Source organism: Rhizobium sp. P1_E1, assembly GCF_056406015.1.
Genome location: NZ_JBFUAY010000006.1, coordinates 71,699 through 95,126, shown reverse-complemented (window position 1 = coordinate 95,126; position 23,428 = coordinate 71,699). Strand labels below are relative to the sequence as shown.

Sequence of the window (23,428 nt, the reverse complement as noted above, 5' to 3'; positions counted from 1 at the left end):
CAGGTAAGAAGACGATATGAGCCCTAAACATTTCCTCGATCTTTCGGCGGTCACATCAGCCGATCTCAGAACCATCATGAACGATGCGCTCGCCCGCAAGCAGGCCTTCAAGGCCGGCAAGGGCGACAAGCCGCTCGCCGGCAAGATGCTGGCGATGATCTTCGAGAAGCCGTCGACGCGCACCCGCGTCTCCTTCGACGTCGGCATGCGCCAGCTCGGCGGCGAAACGCTGTTCCTGTCCGGCACCGAGATGCAGCTCGGCCGCGCCGAGACGATCGGCGACACCGCCAAGGTGCTGTCACGTTATGTCGATGCGATCATGATCCGCACCACCGAACATTCGCGGCTGGTCGAGCTTGCCGAGCATGCGACCGTGCCTGTGATCAATGCGCTGACGGATGACACCCATCCTTGCCAGATCATGGCCGACATCATGACCTTCGAAGAGCACCGCGGCCCGATCAAGGGCAAGACCATCGCCTGGACCGGCGACGGCAACAATGTGCTGCATTCGCTGGTCGAGGGTGCCGCGCGTTTCGGCTACCGCATGAACATGGCCGTACCCCTTGGCTCCGAGCCCAAGGATCACTATCTGAACTGGGCCCGCAATGAGGGCGCCGAAATCATGCTCTGCCATGATGCCGACCGTGCGGTCGCCGGCGTCGATTGCGTGGTGACCGATACCTGGGTCTCCATGAATCAGGAACATCGGGCCCGGGGTCACAATGTCTTCCAGCCTTATCAGGTCAACGCGGCCTTGATGGCGAAAGCCGGCAATGATGCATTGTTCATGCATTGCCTGCCCGCCCATCGCGGTGAGGAAGTGACGGACGAAGTGATCGACGGTCCGCAATCCGTGGTCTTCGATGAGGCGGAAAACCGTCTTCATGCGCAGAAGTCGATTCTTGCTTGGTGCCTGGGCGCGATCTGAACCATAATCGGACGTCGCGAGTCACAAACTCGCGACCGCGTGAGCGAAGGGCACGCTGGCCCATCGCTCTAAACTAGGAGTGAAAGCCATGGCAGAAGCTGCAGCCGCCCTCGGCCAGTTTGATTTCGCCGGCGATGACCATGTCGTCCCCTTCCAGGTGGAGGGGCTGGATGTGCGCGGCCGCGCCGTCCAGCTCGGCCCGATGCTCGATGCGATCCTCGAGCGCCATCATTATCCCGCACCCGTTGCCCGGCTGCTTGCCGAAGTCGTCGTGCTGACGGTGTTGCTCGGCACCTCGCTGAAGTTCGACGGCAAGTTCACGGTGCAGACCAAGGGCGATGGCCCGGTCGATCTCCTCGTCGCCGATTTCTCGACGCCGGAAAATGTCCGCGCCTATGCCCGTTTCGATCAGGCGCTGCTCAACAAGGCGATCGAGTCTGGTGAAACCGAGCCGGAGCAACTGCTTGGCAAGGGCGTGCTCGCCTTCACCATCGACCAGGGCAAGTTCAGCCAGCCTTACCAGGGCATCGTCGCGCTCGACGGCACTACGCTCGAAGAAATTGCCGGCGTCTATTTCCGCCAGTCGGAGCAGATCCCGACGCGCGTCCGCCTTGCCGCCGCTGAACTCTTCGATCGTGACGATGCCGGCAAGCCGCGCCATCGCTGGCGGGCAGGCGGCCTCGTCGCCCAGTTCCTGCCGGAAGCGCCGGAGCGCATGCGCCAGCCGGATCTCCACGGCGGCGACGGCGACACCGGCAACCGCCCGCATGGCGAGGACGATGCCTGGGTCGAAGCCCGTTCGCTAGTCGAGACCATCGACGCCGATGAACTCACCGACCCGCTTGTCGGTACCGAACGGCTGCTGTTTCGCCTGTTCCACGAGCGCGGCGTGCGCGTCTATGAACCGCGCGCCGTCTTTGATCGCTGCAGCTGCTCGCGCGACAAGATCAAGGGTGTGCTGAAGGGTTTTTCGGCCGAAGAGATCGAAGCCAGCCAGGAAGATGGCGAGATCGCCGTCACCTGCGAATTCTGCTCGACCACCTACCGCTTCGAGCCGGCCGAGCTTCAGCCGGCCGAATAGTTCTGAAAAGAGGCGGTGCGCTATCGCCTCAGTTAAGCACGCGCAGCAGCCCGGGGGAATCCAGCGAGAAGGCGGGGATGTCGACATCGAACATCTCGCCTTCATCCGTTTCCATTTGGTAATGGCCGAACATCAGCCCTGAGGGCGTGTCGAGCGGGCAGCCGGAGGAGTATTCGTAGGTGTCGCCGGGGCTGAGCCGCGGCTGCTCGCCGACGACGCCGGGACCGGTGACCTCGTCCACCTGTCCGTTCTGGTCGGTGATGTTCCAGTAACGGTTGACCAGGCGAACGGCGATGCCGGAATTGTTGCTGATAACAATCCGGTAACCCCAGACATAACGATCGTCGTCCGGATCGGATTGCTCCTCCAGATAGAACGGTTCGACTACAACTTCGATGTCTCTTGTGAGGGCGCGATACATGCCTTGCACCTTAGTCAAGATATGTTACCCGTATCTTATAAGAGGCCCTGTCCGTCAAGAAACGGAACAATTATCATCGCTGAAACGGCTATGGTTCGAAGGGTTTTCGATCGTTAAGCCTAATTGTCAGTGTTAATTCCGGTTCGGAACGCCGCGGCGGGCAAACTTGTTCCCCCGGCCTCACTTTGTGAGATCCGGCACGGCCGAACCCCAAATGAGGTCCGGCCGCCTTTATCCCTAGGTCAGGCCGAAACCTTGGCAAGCGCCCGCGCGAAATCCTCGATCAGGTCGTCGGTATCCTCGATGCCGGCCGAAAGGCGGACCGTACCAGGCGAGATGCCGAGTTCGGCGCGCGCCTCTTCCGTCAGGTTCTTGTGCGTCGTCGTCGCCGGATGGGTGATCAGGCTCTTGCTGTCGCCGAGATTGTTGGAGATTTTGACGATCTCAAGCGCGTTCTGCAGCGCGAAGGCCGCATCCTTGCCGCCCTTCAGCTCGAAGGCGACCAGCGTCGAGCCGCCGGTCATCTGCTTGGCGATGATATCGGCCTGCGGATGGTCCTTGCGGCCGGGATAGATCACCTTGGCGATCTTGCCTTGCTCGGCCAGGAAATCGGCGATCTTCGCCGCATTCTCGGTCTGCTGGCGCACGCGCAGCGGCAGCGTCTCGATGCCCTTCAGCAAAGTCCAGGCGTTGAACGGCGACATCGCCGGGCCGGTATGGCGGAAATAGTCGTGCAGGTTCTCGTCGATCCATTCCTTGTCGGAAAGGACAACGCCGCCGAGGCAGCGGCCCTGGCCGTCAATATGCTTGGTGGCGGAATAGACGACGATATGGGCGCCGAGCTCCAAGGGCTTCTGGAAGAGCGGTGTCGCAAAGACGTTGTCGACGACGACCTTGGCGCCGATCTGGTTGGCGAGCTTGGCGACGCCTGCGATATCGATCACTTCGAGCGTCGGGTTGGTCGGGCTTTCCAGGAAGAACACCTTGGTCTTCGCCGTGATCGCCTTTTCCCAGTTCGCAAGATCCCGGCCGTCGATCAGCGTGCAATCGATGCCGTATTTCGGCGCCAGCGTCTCGACGACCCAGCGGCAGGAGCCGAAGAGGGCACGTGCAGCGACGATATGATCGCCGGCCTTCAGCTGGCAAAGGATCGCCGCGGTGACGGCGGCCATGCCGGAAGCGGTGGCGCGGGCGTCTTCGGCGCCTTCGAGCATGCACATGCGCTTTTCGAACATGTCATTGGTCGGGCTGCCGTAGCGGGCGTAAATGAAGCCCTCCGTCTCGCCCTTGAAGCGGGCTTCGGCTGCCTCCGACGTCTCGTAGACGAACCCTTGCGTGAGATAGATTGCCTCGGACGTCTCGCCATATTGCGAACGCAGCGTGCCGCCGTGGACGAGTTGGGTTGCCGGGCGCCAGGTCTTGCTCATGCCATCACCTTCACATAACAAAAAAACCGGTCGCAAAAGCAGACCGGTTTCAACCCGGTCTTTTTAGCCACTTGTTTAACGTGGCTGCAAGCCGACCGGCCAAATCACCACGGGATAATTCTGCAATACTGCTGTTAGCTGCTTGCGTCAATTCCCCGAGTTTGGTTTTGTCGGCGGCAAATGATGGATGAGGCATGATGGCTCGTGAAACGGGAATTCTGGCGGATCGCGCGATCTCCGCGCTGTTCGAAACGGAGCGTCTGATCTCCGAACGGGAGCTGGACCGTGACCAGATCCAGCCGGCAAGTCTCGACCTGCGCTTGGGCGCCAAGGCGTTTCGCGTGCGCGCCAGCTTCATGCCCGGCCCCTCGCATCTGGTGTCCGACAAGCTCGACCGGCTGAGCCTGCATGTGATCGATCTCTCCGAGGGGGCGGTGCTCGAAACCGGCTGCGTCTATATCGTGCCGCTGATGGAGAGCCTGGCGCTGCCGGCCGACATGTCGGCCTCGGCCAATCCGAAGAGCTCGACCGGGCGCCTCGATATCTTCACCCGCGTCATCACCGATTACGCCCAGGAGTTCGACAAGATTCCATCAGGCTATGCCGGCCCGCTCTATCTCGAAATCAGCCCACGCACCTTCCCGATCGTCGTGCGCCGCGGCTCGCGCCTGTCGCAGATCCGTTTTCGCGTCGGCCAGGCTCTGCTCGGCGAGCCGGAACTGTTGAAGCTGCATGAAAGCGAGACGCTGGTCGCCAGTAAGCTGCCCAACGTTTCCGGCGGCGGCATCGCGCTGTCGATCGACCTCGCCGGAGACAAGGAAGGCCTGATCGGCTATCGCGGCAAGCATCACACCGCCGTCGTCGATGTCGACAAGAAGGCCCAGCACGACATCTATGATTTCTGGGAGCCGCTCTACAGCCGTGGCCGCAACGAACTGATCCTCGATCCGGACGAGTTCTATATCCTCGTCTCGCGCGAGGCCGTGCACGTGCCGCCGGATTATGCCGCCGAAATGACCCCCTTCGATCCGCTGGTCGGCGAATTCCGCGTCCATTATGCCGGCTTCTTCGATCCGGGCTTCGGCCATGCGCCTGCCGGCGGGCGCGGCAGCCGCGCCGTGCTCGAAGTGCGCAGCCACGAAGTGCCCTTCATCCTCGAAGACGGCCAGATCGTCGGCCGCCTCGTCTACGAACACATGCAGGAAAAGCCCGCCAGCCTCTACGGCTCCGGCCTCGGCTCCAACTATCAGGCCCAGGGCCTCAAGCTCTCGAAGCACTTCCGCATCTGAGCCTTCCCGGCGGCCGCGACTTGACAGCGGCCCCCATCTGTTGGAAATCTCGCTTCATCGCGGGTGTAGCTCAATGGCAGAGCAGCAGCTTCCCAAGCTGAATACGAGGGTTCGATTCCCTTCACCCGCTCCAGCTCCCGCAAACTATACCTGATGCGCCTAATCCCCGAAAAACCGGATCGGCTTGTACCGACGATGCGCGATGATCAGGCTTCTGTCGGGCTGGATGATGTAGGTTTCCTCCACCTGCTGGCCGTACTGGTCGATAAAATCATGCGGAAAGGCGGAACCAACCGGTGATTTGGTGAGCTTGGTACGGGGCTGGCCGCTATAGGTGATGCTTCCCGGTATGGGTTCGAGGCCGGGGCCGCCATAGGTGACGGTGCTGCATCCGGCGAGAACGAGCGTGCCGATGAGGCCGATGATTGCAGGTTTCATGTCCATCCCTCCGAATGCCGTGAACAGTATCACTCTACGCCTTGCCGGAGAGGGTTCACGACACGAATGCCCATGCCGCTCTTCAACCCTTCGGGAAGCGTCGCCGGGGACGCTGTGATCGAGTGGCCGACGGCCACCTATTGATATTAGGGTGACAATCCCGTTCCACCAGTGGTGCACCGACGCATCCATTGCCGAAACCGGTGCCATCTGCTAGATCGGCATCGTCGAAAAAGGCAGGATCGGTTGAGGTAAGCCCGGTCCCTTCCGCTGGAGCGTTAAGCGCTCCGGCGAAGCTCTGCTCCGTGCCATGGCACGAGAACCCGCGACGTGATCCGCATGAAGATGCGGGATCCCGGCGGCGTGCGGAGACGGCAAAAAGGCAGTCCCGGGATTTTTTCGAACGGAGACTGTCATGCGCCTGAACCATCTCGATTTCCACGTTCCCGATATTGCTGCCACGGCGGATTTCTTGATCCGTCATTTCGGCCTGAGACTTAAGGATATGCGCGGCCAGAACGGCCTCGCGATCCTGGAAGACGATGCCGGCCTCGAAATTGTCCTCAGCCACGCCATCGCCAAGTTCGGCACCGCCGATCAGGTGGAGATCGGGCGCCAGACCTATCATATCGGCTTCATTTTGCCCGAAAGGGCGGATGTCGATGCGGTCCATGCCGGGCTTGCGGCTGCCGGTGCTGCGCTGTCCGGCCCGCCGGCCGCCATGCGCGGCGGCTGGCTATTTTATTGCACGGCGCCCGGAAACATCCTGGTCGAGATCGGCTGGCGACAGGGTTAGGTCCCCAAATAGCAAGGGCGGCCGCAGCCGCCCTTGCCAATGCCTGTTTTGACCGGCTCAGAATTCCGTCCAGTCAGGATCCTGGCTCGGCGACGTGCTGCCGCCGGCGCCGAAGGCGTTGGCGATCTTCTGGCCGAGCGCACGGGCCGGCGAGGCGGCCGGGCGGGCGGTGCCTTCCCTAGCGACGCGGATCGGGGCTGCCCTTGCTGCCGGGCGGGCGGGCGCGCGTGGTGCTGCTGTGGCGATAGGCGCGCTGGCGGTGAAGCCGCCGGTGCCGGTCAGCCTGAATTGGCCAAGCAGATTGTTGAGCGCTGCCGCTTCGGTGGCGAGGTTGTGGCTGGCGGCAGTGGATTCCTCGACCATCGCCGCATTCTGCTGTGTGCCCTGGTCCATGGAATTGACGGCGGTGTTGATCTCCTGCAGGCCGATCGACTGTTCGCGGGAGGCCTCGGCGATCGCGTGGACGTGCTGGTTGATCTCCTGCACCTCGGCGACGATCGCGTCGAGCGCTTTGCCGGTTTCGCCGACCAGCGAGACGCCGGTCTGCACATGCGTGCCAGAGGTGCTGATCAGCGCCTTGATCTCCTTGGCCGCCTTGGCCGAGCGCTGGGCGAGCTCGCGCACTTCCTGGGCGACGACCGCAAAACCCTTGCCGGCTTCGCCGGCACGCGCCGCTTCGACGCCGGCGTTCAGAGCCAAAAGGTTGGTCTGAAAGGCGATGTCGTCGATGACACCGATAATGTTGGAGATTTCGCCCGAAGATTTCTCGATCTGCTGCATGGCGGAGACCGCCTTGCGGACGATCTCGCCCGATTTTTCAGCGCCGAGGCGGGTACGGGCGACGAGCTGGCTCGCTTCCTCGGTCCGCTTGGCGGCGTCGCGCACCGTCGTCGTGATCTCCTCCAGCGCCGCTGCCGTTTCTTCGACGGAGGCAGATTGCTGTTCCGTCCGCTGCGAAAGCTGGTCTGCGGAAGAGCGGATTTCATTGGCGCCGGCGCCGATCGCCCGGGCATTGGCGCCGACCGTATGCAGGGTTTCGTTGAGCTTCTCGACCGAGTTGTTGAAATCCGCACGCAGCGCATCGAGATGCGCGACGAAGGGTTCGTCGATATGCGAGGCGAGATCGCCGGCGGCAAGGCGGCGCAGGCCGTCGCCGAGTGCGGTGACGGCGCGTTCCAGTTCGGATGCTTCGCGGACCTTCTGCGCTTCGCGTTCGCGGCGCTCGCTGTCGCTGACGTTGCGGTCGGCTTCGGCGCGTGCCTCGATTTGGGCCCGCTCGATCGCATTGTCACGGAAGACCAAAACGGCCTTTGCCATCTGTCCGACTTCGTCGCCGCGGTCGAGGCCGCTGACATCGCTTGTTGTGTCACCCTCGGCAAGCCGCGTCATGCGCTGGCGCAGCTGTGCCATCGGGCCGGCGATGCCTATCTGGGCGACGAAAACGCTGAAGCCGACGGCGGCGAGAACCGCGATGCCGATCAGCACGAAACAGAAGACGATCCGCCCGTTGACGGAAGCCGAGAGCGCGTCGCCGCCATCGTTGAGCATCGCCATCATCGCATCATTGTTGGCGATCATCTTCGGCGTCAGCGCATTGAGCTTGGCATTGATCAGGGCAACATTCGAAAGCGCGCCGGCGCTGTCCTTGGCTTTGCTCTGTTCGGTGATCTTGTTTGCCAGGGTTTCGATCTCATCGATTCCCGCCTGGATTTCATCGATCGCCGGTTTGCGGCTGGGCACCAGCGCCAGTGCCTGCTTCATGCGGTCACGCGCCTGCGGCAGCTTGCTCGGAGTGGCGAGCGCCGTCTGGAATGCCGGCGTATCGGGCTTCATGTCGGCAAGCAGGGTGACCTGCAACACCGAGGCCACCGCCGATGCGCTGGCGCGCGCGCTCAGCATCGAGGCCTGCGCCTCATGATCGATGAAGGCGCTGTAGGCCGCATCCGCGCGGCGGAATTCGGAGATGACATAGATCAGCCCGGCCATGGTGATCAGCCCGAGCAGCGCCACGACCGATATGATTTTTGTGCGGATTTTCAGATGTTTCAGCATGGAAATGTCACCCGATTGACGGGGCGTGTCGCGCGCCCGGTGCTTTTGAAATCAATTGTTGCAGAAAAACGCTGCTTCAATATTGCGGTTTAGGGATTACGTTTGGGCTGACGCTTGCATCATGCGATCGGCTGGCGGGGTCCGATGTCGTCGCGACAAATAAAGGCGATATTCTTTAATTCCGCGCTAACACCGGGCGGCGGATGACTGTGATTTTTAGGGGCTGAATTGTCATCTCGGGTGCGTTGCCACGGCTGTCGGTCCGCGCCGGCTGCCCTCACCCTAACCCTCTCCGCGTAACAAACGGGGTGAGGGGACGTGCCCTCGCCACGATCCGGCTCACCTCCACGCATATTCCCCACCACGCATGACTCTGATACATCTCGCCGACGCCGTAATGCTTCGCGCTTAACCCAGAGACCAAGATCACGATGATGCAATCCAAGCTGGCATCCCTGACTCTGAAGGGTTTTCTCGCGTTCGGCCTGTTTCTGGGCGTGCTTCTTTCGAGTTTGGCCGCAGCCGCCCAGCAGGCGTCCCCCTCGCTGCCGCTGCTCTTCGATGCACGCGAACGTCTTGCCAAGCCCGATCTCTCCTCGTTGGTGCGCTTGCGCTTCCTGACCTCGGTCGACTTCCCGCCCTTCAATTTCACCGATCAGAACGGCAAGCTCTCCGGCTTCAATGTCGACCTCGCCCGCGAAATCTGCAGCGAGTTGGAGATTTCAGACAAGTGCCAGATCCAGGCACTCCCCTTCGCCGACCTCAGGGACGCGCTCGCCGCCTCGCAGGGCGATGCCGTCATCGCCGGTTTTGCCGTGACCCCGGAGTTGCGCCGGAAATTCGTCTTCTCCAGACCTTACCTGATGCTGCCGGCGCGCTTCGTGCGCAATCTCGCCGTGCCGCTCGACGGAAAGACCGCTGCCGCCCTGTCGAAACATCCGGTCGGTGTGGTCAGGGGTACGGTGCACGAGGCAATGCTGGCAGCCTTCTTCCCGGCGATCAAGGCCGAGCCATTCGACACAAAGGACGCCCTGCTGGCGGCGCTCAAGGATCGCAAGGTCGATGCCGCCTTTGCCGATGCGCTGCAGCTTTCCTTCTGGGTCTTTTCGCCGGCCTCGGCAAAATGCTGCGCGCTGTTCGACGGTCCCTATCTCTCCGAGCAATTTCTTGGCGAGGGCATGACGATCATGCTGCGGCAGAAGGACAGTGTGCTGACATCCGCCATCGACCACGCGCTCGCCACGCTGTCGCGCAACGGCCGCCTCCAGGAAATCTATCTGCGCTACTTTCCCTACGGGCTCTATTGAAGCCGCTAAAAGACGCGAGACGCGCTTTAGCCCCTAGCCCTTGCGGAACCGGGCAATCGCACTGCGCTCGATTGCCGCGCAGGTGAGCTTGTCGAGGCCGAGCCGGTCGCGCAGCAGGCTGAGCAGCCGCAACTCCTCCGCCTTGACCGAGAGATCGGCCGATGCCACCTCGACGGCCAGCGCATAGGCCGTGTCGTAAAGTTTTGCGGGCAGGGTGTCGCGCACGGTTTCGAGCACGACGTCGAGGCCCTCCGGCCCGGCGAGCAGAGAGGCGCAGTCGCGCGCCACCGCAATCAGCTTGTCGTCATCGAAATCCCGGAAAACAGGCAGGAATCCGATCAGTTGGCCGATCCTCTCCAGTTCCCTGTCGTTCATCGTGCTGTCGACGGCGGATGCCATCACCATCACGTAGATCAGCGCATCATGGGCGGAAAGCGGCTTATTCATCTCTGATTCCTTTTTCGATCAGCCCAGATTAGGAATTGGCGACAGCCATTACAAGGGATCGGCCCGATCCGGGCTCTCCGATCGCTTGCCAAGGCTGCCGGTTCATTTGCGGCGCGGATCGTCGCCGTAAATGCCTTTTCTGGCCTGCCTGGCCGTCTCGGCGATCTCCGTAAGCGGCGAACCCGCCGCTGCTTCCGCCCAGCCGTTTTCGGCAAGCCATGAGCCGAGATCCTGTGTGCCGAGCCGGCAGGCAGTCGTCGCCGTTTCCTTCCATTCCGCACTCTCGAGGTCGCAGGTGACGCTGCGGTTGCGCAACAGCAGGCGCAGCGCCGTCTTCGCCATCATGCCGCAGGGCCATTGCCGGTCCGCCGGCCCGCAAATCCTGTCGACCGGCGTCGGCACGATGCCGGCAAGCTCAAGCCTCCGCTCGCCAAAGGAAAGGATGCCGGCATTGTCGACCGCCGGCCGCGCCAGCTCCATCGCCCTTTTCGTCGTCGGACCTCCCGTTTTCCCGATCGCCGTCTCCGCTTGTAGCGGCAGATCGGCCGGTTTGGATGTCACCCCGTCGCCCGGGTCTGGAGCGGGTGGGGCCGCCGGTTCGACCGAGCGAGCAATCATTTCGGCACGGTCGTCCGACATCGTCGCGGGCTTGCCGGCGTCCGGGGCAGCATTCGCCGGTGCGGTTTCTGTCTCCCCTGCGGACGCCGTTTCTTCGTCGGCCGTGCCGCCACCAAGCCTTGCTTCGCCCGCCATCAGCAGGCCGACCACCACTACCATCCCCGTGATACCTGTAATGAAGGCGGCAGGGCGCATGGAATATCTTCCTATTGGCTGGCCCAGATAATGCGGGCGATCCAGGCGACGTCGGAAAGCTCGAGGATACGGTTGGGATGTTCGGGATTGAGCGACATCAGCTCGATCGATCGCGGGCTCTGGCGCAGCAGCACCTTGGCCATCACCTCGCCCTCGTTTGTCCGCACGACGACGCGGTCATTGCGGCGCACCTGCGCCCCCGGCTCGACGATCAACACATCGCCGTCGCGGTAGAGCGGCATCATGCTCTCGCCCTGCACCTCCAGCGCATAGACGCCTGATTTCTGTGCCGGGGCCGCCGGAAATTCCACCACGTCCCAGCCCTGGCCGGCCGGAAAACCGCCATCGTCGAAGAAGCCGCCGGCGCCCGCCTGCGCGAAGCCGAGCAGCGGAATGGAGCCGCCTCGTTGAGGAAATGCGCCTTCCTGCTGTGCCGAGCCGGCATCCGGCCGCATGAAGGCCATAAACTGCTCCATGCTCGCGCCTGTGGCGTCGAGCACCTTGGCGATCGATTCCGTCGAGGGCCAGCGCAGGCGCCCATCGGCGGAAAGCCGTTTGGATTTGTTGAAGGAGGTCGGGTCGAGGCCGGCGCGGCGCGCAAGTCCGGATGGCGTCAGCTCGTGCCGTTCGGCAAGCCTGTCGAGCGCTTCCCAGATCTGGTCGTGTGACAGCATGCGCGATTCCGTCGCGGCTCATTCAACGCCGCGCTCCAACCCGGCGGAATATTAACCGACCGCGCCGCCTGAGTAAAGATAGAAGAGGAATAAAATCCTGTTATGGCATGCTGCGCTCAGGCGACCATCGCCATGTTGATCTTGCCGAGCTGGATCACCGCCTGCGTCCGGCTGTCGACATCGAGTTTCAACAGGATCGCCGAGACATGCGCCTTGATCGTCGCCTCGGAGACGCCGAGCTCGTAGGCGATCTGCTTGTTCAGCAGCCCCTCGCCAAGCATGGTCAGCACCCGGCTCTGCTGCGGCGTCAGCGTATGCAGGCGGTGGATCAGGTCGGCGACATCGGGATCCTGCTCCTGGCCGTCGCGATAGCTTTCAGGCGTGGCGATGTCGCCGGCAAGCACCGTCTGGATGCTGCGGCGAATATCCTCGATGCCGGAGGATTTCGAAATGAAGCCGGACGCGCCGAGTTCCAGCGCCCGGCGGATGGTCGTCGCGTCATCGGTTGCCGACACAATGACGATTGGCAGGCTGGCAAATTCTGAGCGCAAGGCCATCAGGCCGGAAAAGCCGCTGACCCCGGGCATGGCGAGGTCGAGCAGCATCAAGTCGGCGTCCGCATGGGCGCCTGCCGCCCTGCGTGCGGCAGCGAAATCGCCGGCCTCGACGATCGCCTGCCGGCCTTCCATGCCGATCACTGCCTGGCGCAGCGCGTCGCGGAAAAGCGGATGATCGTCCGCAATGATGATGGTCTGTTCCTGCATCGAAAACTCCCTCCCAAGAGCCCGATCATGCCTTGCATGCGACGCCATCCCTCCGCGTTGCATGTCGGCTTGCTGACATGACTATATCAGATCAGGTCTTCTGCGGAAGGGGATTGGTGTTTTCCTCAGCCTGGAACTCCTTCACCATCCCCATGAAACTCTTCATCATCCGCTCCATGATGCTGATCGAACGGTCGACCTCGGCGTCGCTCGGCAGCGCGCGCTGGGCGACATTGCCCTGTTCGAGCGCCGTCACCCGCTTTGCCAGCCGGTCGAGTTCGTCCTCATAGGCCGCCCGCTCGTCGGCTGCCATCCGGCAGACGAGGGCGCCGTCCTTGTCCTGGCAGATCGACATGGCCCCGGTCTGCCGGTCGAGCCGGACGAAATGATCGCCGCTCTTCTCCAGCTGGAAGCGGCCGGCATCGGCTTCGGCCGCCGCGGCCGCCAACGGCATGAGAAAAACGCCAAGCGTCAGAATCAAAACCTTCATCGTCTCATCCTCCGGATTTTGCTTGTGGCGGTCCCGTTTTTCGCGCCGGGGCGTGGACATCGCCGCCTCTTTCCGGCAAAGCCCTCGTGACCAAGGAACAGCCCATCGTGAGGCCATGATGACCCTGACACCGACCCTTTACAAGATCGTGACGGAAACGCTCTGGCAGCAAGCCAGACAAACCGGCATTTTTCATGGCGCCGGCATCGATCTCCAAGATGGCTTCATCCATTTCTCGACGGCGGACCAGGTGAAGCAGACCGCTGGCCTGCACTTTGCCGGCCAGTCCGGCCTGCTGCTGATTGCCGTCGATGGCCGCGGCTTTGGCGACAAGCTGGTCTTTGAGCCCTCGCGCGGCGGCGATCTCTTCCCACATCTCTACGCCGACCTGCCGCTTGCAACCGTGCTCTGGGAGGCGCCGCTGCCGCTCGACGAAGCCGGCGCCCATATTTTCCCGGAGCTGCAGCCATGATCGATCCCTTCAAGCGTCTCGCCCGCAAGGGTCTCTTCCTGTTCGATCCGGAAACGGCGCACGGCATGTCGATCGCCGCCTTGAAATCCGGCCTCGTGCCCGCCTGCCAGCTCACGCCCGATCCGCGCCTGCGCCAGACCGTTGCCGGCCTTACCTTCGAAAATCCGCTCGGCATGGCCGCAGGCTACGACAAGAATGCCGAGGTGCCGGAGGCGCTGCTGAAGCTCGGCTTCGGCTTCACCGAGATCGGCACGGTGACGCCGAAGCCGCAATCCGGCAATCCGCGCCCGCGCATCTTCCGCCTGGTGGAGGATGAAGGCGTCATCAACCGTCTCGGCTTCAACAATGAAGGGCATGATGTCGCTTTCGAGCGCCTCGCCGCGCTAAGCGGCGGTGGCATGATCGGCGTCAATATCGGCGCCAACAAGGACAGCGAGGACCGCATCGCCGATTATGTCGCCGGCATCCGCCGCTTTTATTCCGTCGCACGCTATTTCACCGCCAACATCTCCTCGCCGAACACCCCCGGCCTGCGCGACCTGCAGGGGCGCGAAAGCCTTGCGGTACTGCTGTCCGCAGTGTTTGCGGCGCGCGATGAGATGACGGCGACATCCGGCCGGAAGATCCCGGTTTTTCTGAAGATTGCCCCTGATCTGACCGAGGAAGGCATGGACGATATCGCCGCGGAAGTGCTCTCGCATGCGCTCGACGGCCTGATCGTCTCCAACACCACGCTGTCGCGCGATGGCCTCAAGGATCAGCGGCAGGCGAAGGAGGCGGGCGGCCTTTCCGGCGTGCCGCTATTCGAAAAGTCGACGGCCGTGCTCGCCAGGATGCGCAAGCGCGTCGGCCCTGATCTGCCGATCATTGGCGTCGGCGGCGTCTCCTCGGCCGAGACGGCGCTGGAGAAGATCAGGGCGGGTGCCGATCTGGTCCAGCTCTATTCCTGCATGGTCTATGAAGGCCCCGGCTTGGCCGGTGATATCGTCCGCGGCCTCTCGAAACTGCTGGACCGCGAAAAAGCCGCCTCGATCCGCGACTTGCGCGATACCCGGCTGGATTATTGGGCGGCGCGGAAGGTCTGATCGGCCCGCGACTTGACGAGCATCGCCAGGAAGATGCCGCGGAAGAGCAGGAAGGCGTTCATCGCCAGCCACAGGCCATGATTGCCAAAGAGCGGCACGAAGACCGCGAGCATCAAGAGATAGCCGGCAAAAGATATCAGCATCCGGTTGCGCATCTCGGCCGACCACGTGGCGCCGATGAAAACCCCGTCCATCAGGAAGGCGAGTGCGCCGGTAAGGCCCGTCACCGCCGCCCAGGGCAGATAGGTTTCGGCCGCCTGCCGCACCTCGGGTGAGGTCGTCAGCACCGAGATCAGCCAGGGGCCGGCGAGGAAGATGAAGGCGGAGCCGATCGCCGCCAGGCCGAAGGACCACAAGGTCGTCAGCTTCAGCCCGCGGTCGAAGGCCGGCCGGTAATGCGCGCCGATCGCCCGGCCGATGATCTGTTCGGCGGCATTGGCAAGCCCGTCGAGATAATAGCCGGACAGCAGGAAGAAATTCATCACCACGGCATTGGCGGCAAGCGTCACCGCGCCGAAGCTGGTGCCGATCCGCGTCATGATGGTGAAGGCGCCGATCAGCACGAAGGTGCGGATCAGGATGTCGCGGTTGAGCGCGAAAAGCTCGGCCAGCCGGTGCCGGGAAAAGACTTCGGACCATGCCGGCCGCGCTGCCTTGCCGAAGCCGCGCAGCACGATGGCAAGCCCTGCGAGCGCGCCGACGGTTTCGCCGGCCATTGTTCCCCAGGCGACCCCCGCCACGCCCCAATCGAGCGTCAGGCCGAGATAGATCGAAAGCAGGATGTTGATGCCGTTGATGATCGCCTGCAGCAGCAGTCCGATATTGCCCTGTCCGCGCCCGAGCACGAAGCCGAGGATGGCGTAATTCGCCAGCGCCGCCGGTGCTGCCAGCATGCGGATCGAGAAATAGGTGCCGGTTGCCTCGGCGATCGCTCCTTCCGCGCCCATCAGCCTCAACCCCGCCGCCATCAGCAGCGGCGAAAGACAGAGCAGCGCCAGTCCGCAGCCGAGCGCCGAAATCATCGCCCTTGCGATGACCGCCTGCTGCTCGTGCTGATCCCGCCGGCCATAGGCCTGCGCCGTCAGGCCTGTGGTCGAGGCGCGCAGGAAGTTGAAGCTGCCGAGGATCAGATCGAAGAGCATGGCGCCGATCGCCAGCCCGGCCAGCGCTTCCGCATTGCCCATACGGCCGACCACGGCGGTGTTCGTCAGCCCGAGCAGCGGCGTCGTCATGAAGCCGAGCGTCATCGGAATGGCGATCGCCAGCACCAGCCGGTGCGTCACGTCAAAAGCAAGCGCGTTGTGATTGCTGCGTGTATCCATGCCGGCCTCGTCGCGGCAGCGCCAAGCGTCGTTAGACGCGCAAAAGACGCTGCATCACTTGAACTGCTGCAGGCGGAATCACCTCAGCTGGAAAGCACCATGGCCCAATAGGGCAGGTTCCTGGAAGATGTATTATGGGCGACGGCGACGCCAAGGCCGTCATAACGTCCGAGCATGTTTTCCAGGTGATGCGGCGAGTTGATCCAGGCCGTCACCACGGCATCGACGCTCTGCTGGCCGGAGGCGATGTTTTCGGCCGCCGGTAGCCGCACGCCGCTCGCCTTGACGCGCGCGCCGAAACTGTCGGTCATCCCCATCAGATGTGCCATCTTGCCGGCGCTCGCCATGCGTTTCGCCTGGAACAGGGCGGCAGTGCTCGCCGCCGGATCGGCGGCAAGCGGCGGCAGGCCGTGCTTCGCCCGCAGCTGGTTGACGAGCGGCAGCACGCTCGCCGTCTCGTCCTCGCCGTCGGAAGGCGTGCCGGCCATCCGCGGGGTCGTGGTGCAACCGGCGATGCCGGCGGCGAGTGCAAGTCCGGAAAGGCGCAGCAGACCACGCCTGGAAAGATCGATGGATGTCATGTTACCGGCGGTAGCTGAAAAGACGAAGGATGACGAAGAGCGGGATGACGATCGTCGCGCCGAGGATGAGATAGTCGCCGACGCGCCCGAGGGCCGAGAAGCCCCGATGCCAGATTTCCAGGACGAAGTCGCGGACGCCATCGATGATGCTCCACGGCGTCAGGCCGAAGACGGTCATGACGAAACCGACGATCAGCGACACCACGACAAGCTTTATCAATGTACGGCCGAGCGAATCGCCGAGGAACCTGTTCGCCTGATCGGACATAAGCCATCTCCTGTTTGCCCTTGGAATAAGGTCGCGGCGTGCCACCCGCAAGCCCTTTCCGGAATTGGCCGCTTCGCCTCTGAAATAGGACTTGAGTTTTTTTGTGGCCGCCGCCAAATGCGGGCCAACCAATTAGGTCCATTGATGCAGCCCCACCAGCTTTCCTCAGGCGACGTTATCGCCGACCGCCGCGCCGATTATGCCAGGATGCTTGAAGAAGGCGGCGAGCCGGAAGCGGCCGCTGAGCTGATGGAACAGGCCCTCGAACTCGTGCCCGCCTGGGCCGCCGGCTGGTATCGCCTCGCCACCTATCGCGAAAAGGCGGGCAGGGGCGAAGCCGCGATCGAGGCCTATCGCAAGACGCTTGCCCTCGATCCCGACGACATGTTTGGTGCCGCCCTCAAGCTTGCCCTTCTCGGCTACGCGGCCACGCCCGACCGCCCGCCGAGCCGCTATGTCGAGCGCCTCTTCGACGACTATGCCGATCGGTTCGAATCAGCCCTTGTCGACAAGCTCGACTACAACGTCCCGCAGAAGCTCGCAGCGCTCGTCGCCTCCACCGGCAGGCGCTACGAACACGCCGTCGATCTCGGCTGCGGCACCGGTCTGCTCGGCCCGGAGATCCGCGCCAATGTCGACCGCCTTGAAGGCTTCGACCTCTCGCAGAATATGCTCGTGAAGGCTGCCGAGAAACGGGTCTATGACAGTCTCGCCCAGGCCGATCTCTCGCTCGCGCCCGAGCTCTCCGGCCTGTTTGCGGAGGCCGCGCGCCATCGCGCCGATCTGGTGACGGCAGCCGATGTGCTGATGTATCTCGGCAATCTCGAGAGCGTCTTTGCCATCGTCGGAGAACTCGCTGCATCAGGCGCCGATATCGCCTTTTCCGTCGAGGATGCCGGGGACGGCGAGGGCTTTCATCTCGCTCAGTCGCTGCGTTACGCCCACTCGGAAAGCTATGTCAGGATGCTTCTTGCCCGTTATGGCTTGCAAATCCTTGCGACCGTCAAGTCGGTTATTCGCAAAGATGGCGGAAAACCGGTTGCCGGCATTCTGTTCCTTACGCGCAAACCAGCGTGAGCGAACATTTCTTGCGATTTTTTAATAGGTCAGCATTGCTTACCTATTTTGCTTGATCAAAAGACCGAAAAACCCGATATTGCACTGCATCTGCAGAGATGCCCGGCAATTATCGCCGAGGCGCTCCGGCTTCTTTCATTATGCAAAATTCCGTTGCGCCCGGGCCTCTCCCAGCGCGTTTTTTAAAATCGTCTGCCGTGGAGACTGGCGACATGACACAGCTCATCAATGCCCTTGGCTTCTGGAATACGACTGCGACGCGCCACACCCCGATCGAAGATGTGCAGGGCATATTCTCCGGCAGCCTGGTTGCCGCTCTCGGCCTCTATGTGCTCGCCAGCGCCGGCCTTCTCACCGGCAGCACCGCCGGCGTGGCCTTCCTCCTGCATTATGCTTTCGGCGTCAATTTCGGCCTTGCCTTCTTCCTGCTCAACCTGCCGTTCTTCTATCTCTCGTGGAAGCGCCTCGGCATGGCCTTCACCGTCAAGACCTTCATCGCCATCGGCCTGACCTCGGTGATTGCCGATGTGCAGTCGCGCTTTCTGTCCATTTCGAGCATCCATCCGGCCTGGGCGGCCCTTCTCGGCGGCTTGCTGCTCGGCTTCGGCCTGCTGGCGCTCTATCGCCACCGCGCCAGCCTCGGCGGTGTCGGCATTCTCGGCATCTACCTGCAGGAACGTTTCGGCATCCGAGCCGGCCTCGTCCAGCTCGCCATCGACATCTGCGTGCTCGCCGCCGCCTTCTTCGTCACCACGCCGCCTGTCGTCTTCTATTCCGTGCTCGGCGCCGTCGTCCTCAACCTCTTCGTTGCCATCAATCACCGGGCTGATCGCTACATCGCGCTTTAACTTTACGCATGTCGTTATCGCAAAACCGCCGCACACTTTTGCGCGAGATGCTAACATTACCAATCGGTAAGCCATTCTAAATAAAACGTAACTTGCCTGTGATCGGTCTCGGCGCGAAACTCATCTCGCGCCGGATTTGATGAGGTGAACTATGTCAGATTTGGAAAAACTTGTCAGACGCCGTATGCAGGAAGAATACGCCAAGGGCGCTTCCGCAGAAGAAATTGCGAAAGTCGTCCGAGACATATTCAACAGCATCGACCTCCCGGGCAATCGGTTTGACGCCGTTGCCGTACGGGCCACTCGGGATCACGAGTGATCCGATATTCGACCGACCCGAGATTTTCGGGTCGGTTGCAAGGATGATTTCCCTCTCAGCAGAAATCTCAGGCTGCCTTCGTTGCCGCATCGAGCGGATGCTGCGAGCGGAAGCCGACGGCAAGCCGGTTCCAGATGTTGATGGCGCCGATCGCCACCGTAATCTTCGTCATTTCTTCTTCAGAAAAATGCCCCTTCAGCGTCTCGTAGTCGGCATCAGGCACGCCTGTCTTGGCGATATTGGTCACCGAATCCACCCAGCCGAGCAGCGCCCGTTCGCGGGCGTCATAGACCGGCGATTCCCGCCAGACGCACATCAGGTTGATCCATTGTTCGCTGAGCCCATCATGGCGGGCTTCCTTCACATGCATGTCGACGCAATAGGCACAGCCATTGATCTGCGAAGCGCGCAGCTTGATCAGGTGGATGAAGCGGCGCTCCAGCCCGGAGGACTGGACATATTGCTCGAGTGCGGCGACCGCCTTGTAGGCATCGGGAGCGGCTTTGGCGAAGTTGAAGCGTGGTTGCATGATCTTTCTCCTTTGTTGGTGGCTCAACGAGCCGTCTTGCGTTCATGGATTTCAAGGAAGGCGCAGCCTCTAGCTGCGATCGATCCGTCGTCGACGGCGGTGAGTTCAATGCCGATATCGGCGAGGCTCGTCTTGGCGAGTTCGGCGCGATAGACCCGTTCGGCTTTCAGCATCGCCGCGTTGATGGTGCAGGGCTGGGCGAACAAGCGATCGGAGACCGGGTTCGGCCCGCGTTGGCGGATTTCGGCGCAGCGGAAAGCCGGGGCAGACCCCTCGACCGCGAGCACGATGTCGAGCAACGAAATCTCCTTCGGCGCCTTCGCCAGCCGATATCCGCCCTTCGGCCCCGGAACCGTATCGAGGATGCCGGCGCCAGACAGCGCCTGCAGATGCTTCAGCAGATAGCTTGTCGAAACGCCGTGGAATTCCGCCAGCGCGGCGGCCGAAAGCACACCGCCTTCGGAAAGGCCGGAAAGCATCGCAACGCTGTGAATGGCCTGCTCGACCCCATCGCCCATCTTCATGCACCTGGCCTCCTCAATTCGTGGATAAAAAATATCCACGATTATGCTGGCTGTCAAGAGGTGTCCTCGTTGCTTGCCACTTGCCTTTATCCTGACCCCGGATAGAAGACGGCAAAGCCGACAGGGGAACAACATGGCATCCAACGCTTTCGCAGGCCTTCTGAATTCCAGCGCCGATCGTCACTCGCTGCTGGACGACGCCCAGGGCATTGTCGCCGGCAGCATGCTCGCCGTGCTCGGCGTATCGCTTCTCTCCGGCGCGGGGCTGCTTGCCGGCGGCACGGCAGGCCTTGCCTTCCTCGCCCATTATGCGACCGGCCTGAGCTTCGGCCTCTGCTTCTTCGTCGTGAACCTGCCCTTCTACTATCTCGCCTTCCGCCGCTTGGGCGCTGCCTTCACCATCAAGACCTTCGCCGCCATCGCGCTCACCTCGGTTCTGTCGGAATTCATCTCGGGCTTCATCAGCATGGCGCATGTCGATCCTATCGCTGGTGCGCTCTTCGGCGGCCTCGTCATCGGCGCCGGTATGCTGGCGCTCTTCCGCCACCGCGCCAGCCTCGGCGGCATCGGCATTCTCGCCCTCTATATCCAGGATCGCTTCGGCTGGCGCGCCGGCTTCGTCCAGCTCGGCTTCGACGGCGTCATCCTGGCGCTCTCCTTCTTCGTCGCAAGCCCCTTCATCATCGCCTGCTCCGTGCTCGGTGCGATCGTTCTCAACCTCACGATCGCCATCAACCACCGCAAGGATCGCTATATCGCCATGTGAATTGCTAAAGCGCGTCGCGATCTTTCAGATTCGCTCATCGCACTTTAGGTCTTTGTTTTTACGCATGTCGTTATCGCAAAACCGCGGCACACTTTTGCGCGACATGCTTTGGCCGCTCTTCTCTTTCCCCGGCGTTTCACTAGTTTCAGGGCGTGGACCAGATCGATTCCGAAGCCCGTGCCCTGCTTCCTGCCGCCTTTACCCGCTGGTTTGCGGAAAAGGGCTGGCGCCCGCGCGCCCATCAGCTGGAACTGCTCGCCCGCGCCGAGGCCGGCGAAAGCACGCTGCTGATTGCGCCGACCGGCGCCGGCAAGACGCTCGCCGGTTTCCTGCCCTCGCTCACCGATCTCACCCGTCGCGGCAAGATCCCGCCCGGCTCCGCCTTCACCGGCATCCATACGCTCTATGTCTCGCCACTGAAGGCGCTTGCCATCGATATCGAGCGCAACCTGATGAAGCCGGTCGAGGAGATGGGCCTGCCGGTCACGATAGAAAACCGCACCGGCGACACGCCGAACGCCAAGCGCCAGCGCCAGAAACTCAACCCGCCGGATATTCTGCTGACGACGCCCGAACAGGTCGCCCTGCTTCTGGCGAACCGCGAGGCCGAGCGCTTCTTCAAGGACCTGAAATATATCGTCCTCGACGAGCTGCATTCGCTGGTCACCTCCAAGCGCGGCCATATGCTTTCGCTCGGCCTTGCCCGCCTGCGCCGCCTTGCCCCCGGCTTCAAGACCATCGGTCTGTCGGCCACTGTCGCCGAACCCATGGATCTGCAGAAATGGCTGGTCGGACAGGAAGAGGGCAGCGAGCATCATGCAGGCCTCGTCGTCGTCGAAGGCGGCGCCAAGCCCGATATCTCGATTCTGTCGACCGAAGAGCGCATTCCCTGGTCCGGCCATTCCGCCCGATACGCCATTCCCGATGTTTACCGGCAACTGGTTGAACACCGCACGACGCTGCTTTTCGTCAACACCCGCAGCCAGGCCGAAATGCTGTTCCAGGCGCTCTGGACGATCAATGACGACAACCTGCCGATCGCCCTCCACCATGGCTCGCTCGATGTCGCCCAGCGCCGCAAGGTCGAGGCGGCGATGGCCGAAAACCGGCTGCGCGCCGTCGTTGCCACCTCCACCCTCGATCTCGGCATCGACTGGGGCGATGTCGATCTCGTCATTCATGTCGGTGCGCCGAAGGGTGCCTCACGTCTTGCCCAGCGCATCGGTCGTGCCAACCACCGCATGGACGAGCCCTCGAAGGCGATCCTTGTGCCCGCCAACCGCTTCGAGGTCATGGAGTGCCAGGCCGCCCTCGACGCCAATTATATCGGCGCGCAGGATACCCCGCCTGTCGGCCGCGGCGCGCTCGACGTGCTCGCCCAGCATGTGCTCGGCATGGCCTGCGCCGAGCCTTTCGACATGCTTGAACTTTACGATGAAGTCACCAGCGCCTCGCCCTATGCCGATCTGAGCTGGGAGACCTTCGAGCGCATCGTCGATTTCGTCGCCACCGGCGGTTATGCGCTCCGCACCTATGAGCGTTACGCCCGTATCCGCAAGACCAAGGAGGGCCGTTGGCGCGTCTCCAATCCTGCAGTCGCCCAGCAATACCGCCTCAATCTCGGCACCATCGTCGAAAGCCCGATGCTGAATATCCGCATGGTCAAGCGCGGCGAGGGCGGCAGGATCGGCCGCGGCGGCGCTACGTTGGGAAAGGTCGAGGAATATTTCCTCGAGCAGATGTCGCCGGGCGATACCTTCGTCTTCTCCGGCAAGGTGCTGCGCTTCGAGGGCATCCGCGAAAACGAATGCCTGGCGTCGCAGGCCTTTTCGCTCGATCCGAAGATCCCCTCCTATAATGGTGGCAAGTTTCCGCTGTCGACCTATCTCGCCGAGCAGGTGCGGGCGATGATCGCCGATCCCGATCGCTGGCGCCACCTGCCGGATCAGGTGCGCGACTGGCTGTCGCTGCAGAACGACAAGTCGATGCTGCCGAAGCGTGACGAGTTCCTGATCGAAACCTTCCCGCGCGGCAGCCGCGGCTATATGGTCGCCTATCCCTTCGAAGGCCGTCTCGCCCACCAGACGCTCGGCATGCTGCTGACCCGCCGGCTGGAGCGGATAGGCGCCAAGCCGCTCGGTTTCGTCGCCACCGATTATTCGCTTGCCATCTGGGGCCTCGAGGATATGGGGCTGATGATCCGCAATGGCCGGCTCAGCCTCTCCGACCTCTTCGACGAAGACATGCTCGGCGACGACCTCGAAGCCTGGCTGGACGAATCCTTCCTGTTGAAGCGCACCTTCCGCAATTGCGCCGTGATTGCCGGCTTGATCGAGCGCCGTCATCCGGGCAAGGAAAAGAGCGGCCGCCAGATCACCGTCTCCGCCGATCTGATCTACGACGTGCTGCGCAGCCACGAGCCGGATCACATCCTCTTGCAGGCGACGCGGCAGGATGCGGCGACGGGACTTTTGGATATTGGCCGTCTTGGCGATATGCTGAGACGAATCAGGGGCCACATCACCCACCGCGCTCTCGACCATATTTCCCCGCTCGCCGTGCCGGTGATGCTGGAAATCGGACGCGAGGCGGTGCCGGGCGAGGCCCATGACGCGCTGCTCGCCGAAGCGGCGGACGATCTGATCGCCGAAGCGCTCGCTTGACGAGAATCGGGCCTGATGAGAATTAGGGCCCGACGATTTAGGCC

25 protein-coding genes, 1 tRNA gene and 1 riboswitch are annotated in these 23,428 nt (G+C 62.6%); of the genes, 12 read left to right on the top strand and 14 right to left on the bottom strand.

Features of this window, described 5'->3' with window-relative positions; genetic code table 11:
- Positions 1 to 16 precede the first annotated feature (16 nt).
- Positions 17 to 931, top strand: a complete 915-nt coding sequence (gene argF, locus AC1D1Z_RS04645; RefSeq protein ID WP_018244648.1) for an ornithine carbamoyltransferase — start codon at positions 17 to 19, stop codon at positions 929 to 931.
- A gap of 88 nt (positions 932 to 1,019) precedes the next feature.
- Positions 1,020 to 2,012, top strand: coding sequence for an Hsp33 family molecular chaperone (locus AC1D1Z_RS04640; RefSeq protein WP_130813261.1), 993 nt, complete (start codon positions 1,020 to 1,022; stop codon positions 2,010 to 2,012).
- A gap of 28 nt (positions 2,013 to 2,040) precedes the next feature.
- Here the strand turns inward: AC1D1Z_RS04640 and apaG are convergent, their stop codons facing one another.
- Positions 2,041 to 2,433: a Co2+/Mg2+ efflux protein ApaG gene (gene apaG, locus AC1D1Z_RS04635; protein ID WP_003556205.1), complete on the bottom strand. Its 393-nt coding sequence runs from the start codon at positions 2,431 to 2,433 to the stop codon at positions 2,041 to 2,043.
- A 242-nt stretch (positions 2,434 to 2,675) separates the two neighbouring features.
- Complete coding sequence (locus AC1D1Z_RS04630) at positions 2,676 to 3,860, bottom strand: O-succinylhomoserine sulfhydrylase (RefSeq protein WP_018244651.1); 1,185 nt, start codon at positions 3,858 to 3,860, stop codon at positions 2,676 to 2,678.
- A gap of 42 nt (positions 3,861 to 3,902) precedes the next feature.
- Positions 3,903 to 3,981, bottom strand: a riboswitch (SAM riboswitch).
- 73 nt (positions 3,982 to 4,054) lie between these two features.
- Between AC1D1Z_RS04630 and AC1D1Z_RS04625 the strand changes: the two genes are divergently transcribed.
- On the top strand, positions 4,055 to 5,149 hold the full coding sequence (locus AC1D1Z_RS04625) for a 2'-deoxycytidine 5'-triphosphate deaminase (RefSeq protein WP_018244652.1): 1,095 nt from the start codon (positions 4,055 to 4,057) through the stop codon (positions 5,147 to 5,149).
- A 59-nt stretch (positions 5,150 to 5,208) separates the two neighbouring features.
- Positions 5,209 to 5,282 (top strand) — tRNA-Gly (locus AC1D1Z_RS04620).
- Positions 5,283 to 5,308: 26 nt separating this feature from the next.
- Here the strand turns inward: AC1D1Z_RS04620 and AC1D1Z_RS04615 are convergent.
- A complete protein-coding gene (locus AC1D1Z_RS04615) occupies positions 5,309 to 5,587 on the bottom strand; it encodes a hypothetical protein (protein WP_028731565.1) in 279 nt (92 codons plus the stop codon).
- A 415-nt stretch (positions 5,588 to 6,002) separates the two neighbouring features.
- Between AC1D1Z_RS04615 and AC1D1Z_RS04610 the strand changes: the two genes are divergently transcribed.
- Entirely contained in the window at positions 6,003 to 6,383 is a 381-nt protein-coding gene (locus AC1D1Z_RS04610; RefSeq protein ID WP_131647356.1) for a VOC family protein, read from the top strand.
- A 57-nt stretch (positions 6,384 to 6,440) separates the two neighbouring features.
- On the opposite strand, the gene AC1D1Z_RS04605 is transcribed toward AC1D1Z_RS04610, so the two are convergent.
- Complete coding sequence (locus tag AC1D1Z_RS04605) at positions 6,441 to 8,435, bottom strand: methyl-accepting chemotaxis protein (protein ID WP_018447641.1); 1,995 nt, start codon at positions 8,433 to 8,435, stop codon at positions 6,441 to 6,443.
- Between the two features lie 431 nt (positions 8,436 to 8,866).
- On the opposite strand from AC1D1Z_RS04605, the gene AC1D1Z_RS04600 reads away from it, so the two are divergent.
- A complete protein-coding gene (locus tag AC1D1Z_RS04600) occupies positions 8,867 to 9,742 on the top strand; it encodes a transporter substrate-binding domain-containing protein (RefSeq protein ID WP_131647484.1) in 876 nt (291 codons plus the stop codon).
- A gap of 33 nt (positions 9,743 to 9,775) precedes the next feature.
- Here the strand turns inward: AC1D1Z_RS04600 and AC1D1Z_RS04595 are convergent, their stop codons facing one another.
- The 5 genes from AC1D1Z_RS04595 to AC1D1Z_RS04575 form a co-directional block, all read right to left on the bottom strand.
- On the bottom strand, positions 9,776 to 10,189 hold the full coding sequence (locus AC1D1Z_RS04595) for a tellurite resistance TerB family protein (protein WP_018072434.1): 414 nt from the start codon (positions 10,187 to 10,189) through the stop codon (positions 9,776 to 9,778).
- Between the two features lie 102 nt (positions 10,190 to 10,291).
- Positions 10,292 to 11,002, bottom strand: coding sequence for a thermonuclease family protein (locus tag AC1D1Z_RS04590; protein ID WP_477849635.1), 711 nt, complete (start codon positions 11,000 to 11,002; stop codon positions 10,292 to 10,294).
- 11 nt (positions 11,003 to 11,013) lie between these two features.
- On the bottom strand, positions 11,014 to 11,676 hold the full coding sequence (locus AC1D1Z_RS04585; RefSeq protein WP_018447638.1) for a S24 family peptidase: 663 nt from the start codon (positions 11,674 to 11,676) through the stop codon (positions 11,014 to 11,016).
- A gap of 116 nt (positions 11,677 to 11,792) precedes the next feature.
- Positions 11,793 to 12,440, bottom strand: coding sequence for a response regulator (locus tag AC1D1Z_RS04580; protein ID WP_018447637.1), 648 nt, complete (start codon positions 12,438 to 12,440; stop codon positions 11,793 to 11,795).
- Between the two features lie 91 nt (positions 12,441 to 12,531).
- Positions 12,532 to 12,930 carry a hypothetical protein gene (locus AC1D1Z_RS04575; RefSeq protein ID WP_026230870.1) on the bottom strand — a complete coding sequence of 133 codons (399 nt, stop codon included), beginning with the start codon at positions 12,928 to 12,930 and terminating at the stop codon, positions 12,532 to 12,534.
- A gap of 118 nt (positions 12,931 to 13,048) precedes the next feature.
- Between AC1D1Z_RS04575 and AC1D1Z_RS04570 the strand changes: the two genes are divergently transcribed.
- Positions 13,049 to 13,402, top strand: coding sequence for a DUF952 domain-containing protein (locus AC1D1Z_RS04570; protein ID WP_131647486.1), 354 nt, complete (start codon positions 13,049 to 13,051; stop codon positions 13,400 to 13,402).
- A complete protein-coding gene (locus tag AC1D1Z_RS04565) occupies positions 13,399 to 14,487 on the top strand; it encodes a quinone-dependent dihydroorotate dehydrogenase (RefSeq protein WP_131647487.1) in 1,089 nt (362 codons plus the stop codon). The genes AC1D1Z_RS04570 and AC1D1Z_RS04565 overlap by 4 nt, the downstream gene beginning before the upstream one ends.
- Here the strand turns inward: AC1D1Z_RS04565 and AC1D1Z_RS04560 are convergent.
- The 3 genes from AC1D1Z_RS04560 to AC1D1Z_RS04550 form a co-directional block, all read right to left on the bottom strand.
- Positions 14,463 to 15,809 (bottom strand): MATE family efflux transporter, encoded by a 1,347-nt coding sequence (locus tag AC1D1Z_RS04560; protein ID WP_131647488.1) that lies wholly within the window; start codon positions 15,807 to 15,809, stop codon positions 14,463 to 14,465. The genes AC1D1Z_RS04565 and AC1D1Z_RS04560 overlap by 25 nt on opposite strands.
- An 83-nt stretch (positions 15,810 to 15,892) precedes the next feature.
- Positions 15,893 to 16,390 (bottom strand): CAP domain-containing protein, encoded by a 498-nt coding sequence (locus AC1D1Z_RS04555; protein ID WP_018244663.1) that lies wholly within the window; start codon positions 16,388 to 16,390, stop codon positions 15,893 to 15,895.
- A 1-nt stretch (position 16,391) separates the two neighbouring features.
- Positions 16,392 to 16,658, bottom strand: coding sequence for a DUF6460 domain-containing protein (locus tag AC1D1Z_RS04550; protein WP_131647489.1), 267 nt, complete (start codon positions 16,656 to 16,658; stop codon positions 16,392 to 16,394).
- Between the two features lie 144 nt (positions 16,659 to 16,802).
- Between AC1D1Z_RS04550 and AC1D1Z_RS04545 the strand changes: the two genes are divergently transcribed.
- Positions 16,803 to 17,735 carry a class I SAM-dependent DNA methyltransferase gene (locus tag AC1D1Z_RS04545; RefSeq protein ID WP_131647490.1) on the top strand — a complete coding sequence of 311 codons (933 nt, stop codon included), beginning with the start codon at positions 16,803 to 16,805 and terminating at the stop codon, positions 17,733 to 17,735.
- Positions 17,736 to 17,947: 212 nt separating this feature from the next.
- The gene (locus AC1D1Z_RS04540; RefSeq protein ID WP_131647491.1) at positions 17,948 to 18,583 is read left to right on the top strand and encodes a YitT family protein; all 636 of its coding nucleotides are present in this window, start codon (positions 17,948 to 17,950) and stop codon (positions 18,581 to 18,583) included.
- 386 nt (positions 18,584 to 18,969) lie between these two features.
- On the opposite strand, the gene AC1D1Z_RS04535 is transcribed toward AC1D1Z_RS04540, so the two are convergent.
- Both AC1D1Z_RS04535 and AC1D1Z_RS04530 read right to left on the bottom strand, forming a co-directional pair.
- The gene (locus AC1D1Z_RS04535; protein ID WP_131647492.1) at positions 18,970 to 19,431 is read right to left on the bottom strand and encodes a carboxymuconolactone decarboxylase family protein; all 462 of its coding nucleotides are present in this window, start codon (positions 19,429 to 19,431) and stop codon (positions 18,970 to 18,972) included.
- A gap of 23 nt (positions 19,432 to 19,454) precedes the next feature.
- A complete protein-coding gene (locus AC1D1Z_RS04530) occupies positions 19,455 to 19,955 on the bottom strand; it encodes an RrF2 family transcriptional regulator (protein ID WP_018244670.1) in 501 nt (166 codons plus the stop codon).
- 133 nt (positions 19,956 to 20,088) lie between these two features.
- On the opposite strand from AC1D1Z_RS04530, the gene AC1D1Z_RS04525 reads away from it, so the two are divergent.
- Both AC1D1Z_RS04525 and AC1D1Z_RS04520 read left to right on the top strand, forming a co-directional pair.
- Entirely contained in the window at positions 20,089 to 20,721 is a 633-nt protein-coding gene (locus AC1D1Z_RS04525; protein ID WP_018244671.1) for a YitT family protein, read from the top strand.
- Between the two features lie 152 nt (positions 20,722 to 20,873).
- The gene (locus AC1D1Z_RS04520; RefSeq protein ID WP_018244672.1) at positions 20,874 to 23,384 is read left to right on the top strand and encodes a ligase-associated DNA damage response DEXH box helicase; all 2,511 of its coding nucleotides are present in this window, start codon (positions 20,874 to 20,876) and stop codon (positions 23,382 to 23,384) included.
- The last annotated feature ends 44 nt before the right edge of the window (positions 23,385 to 23,428 follow it).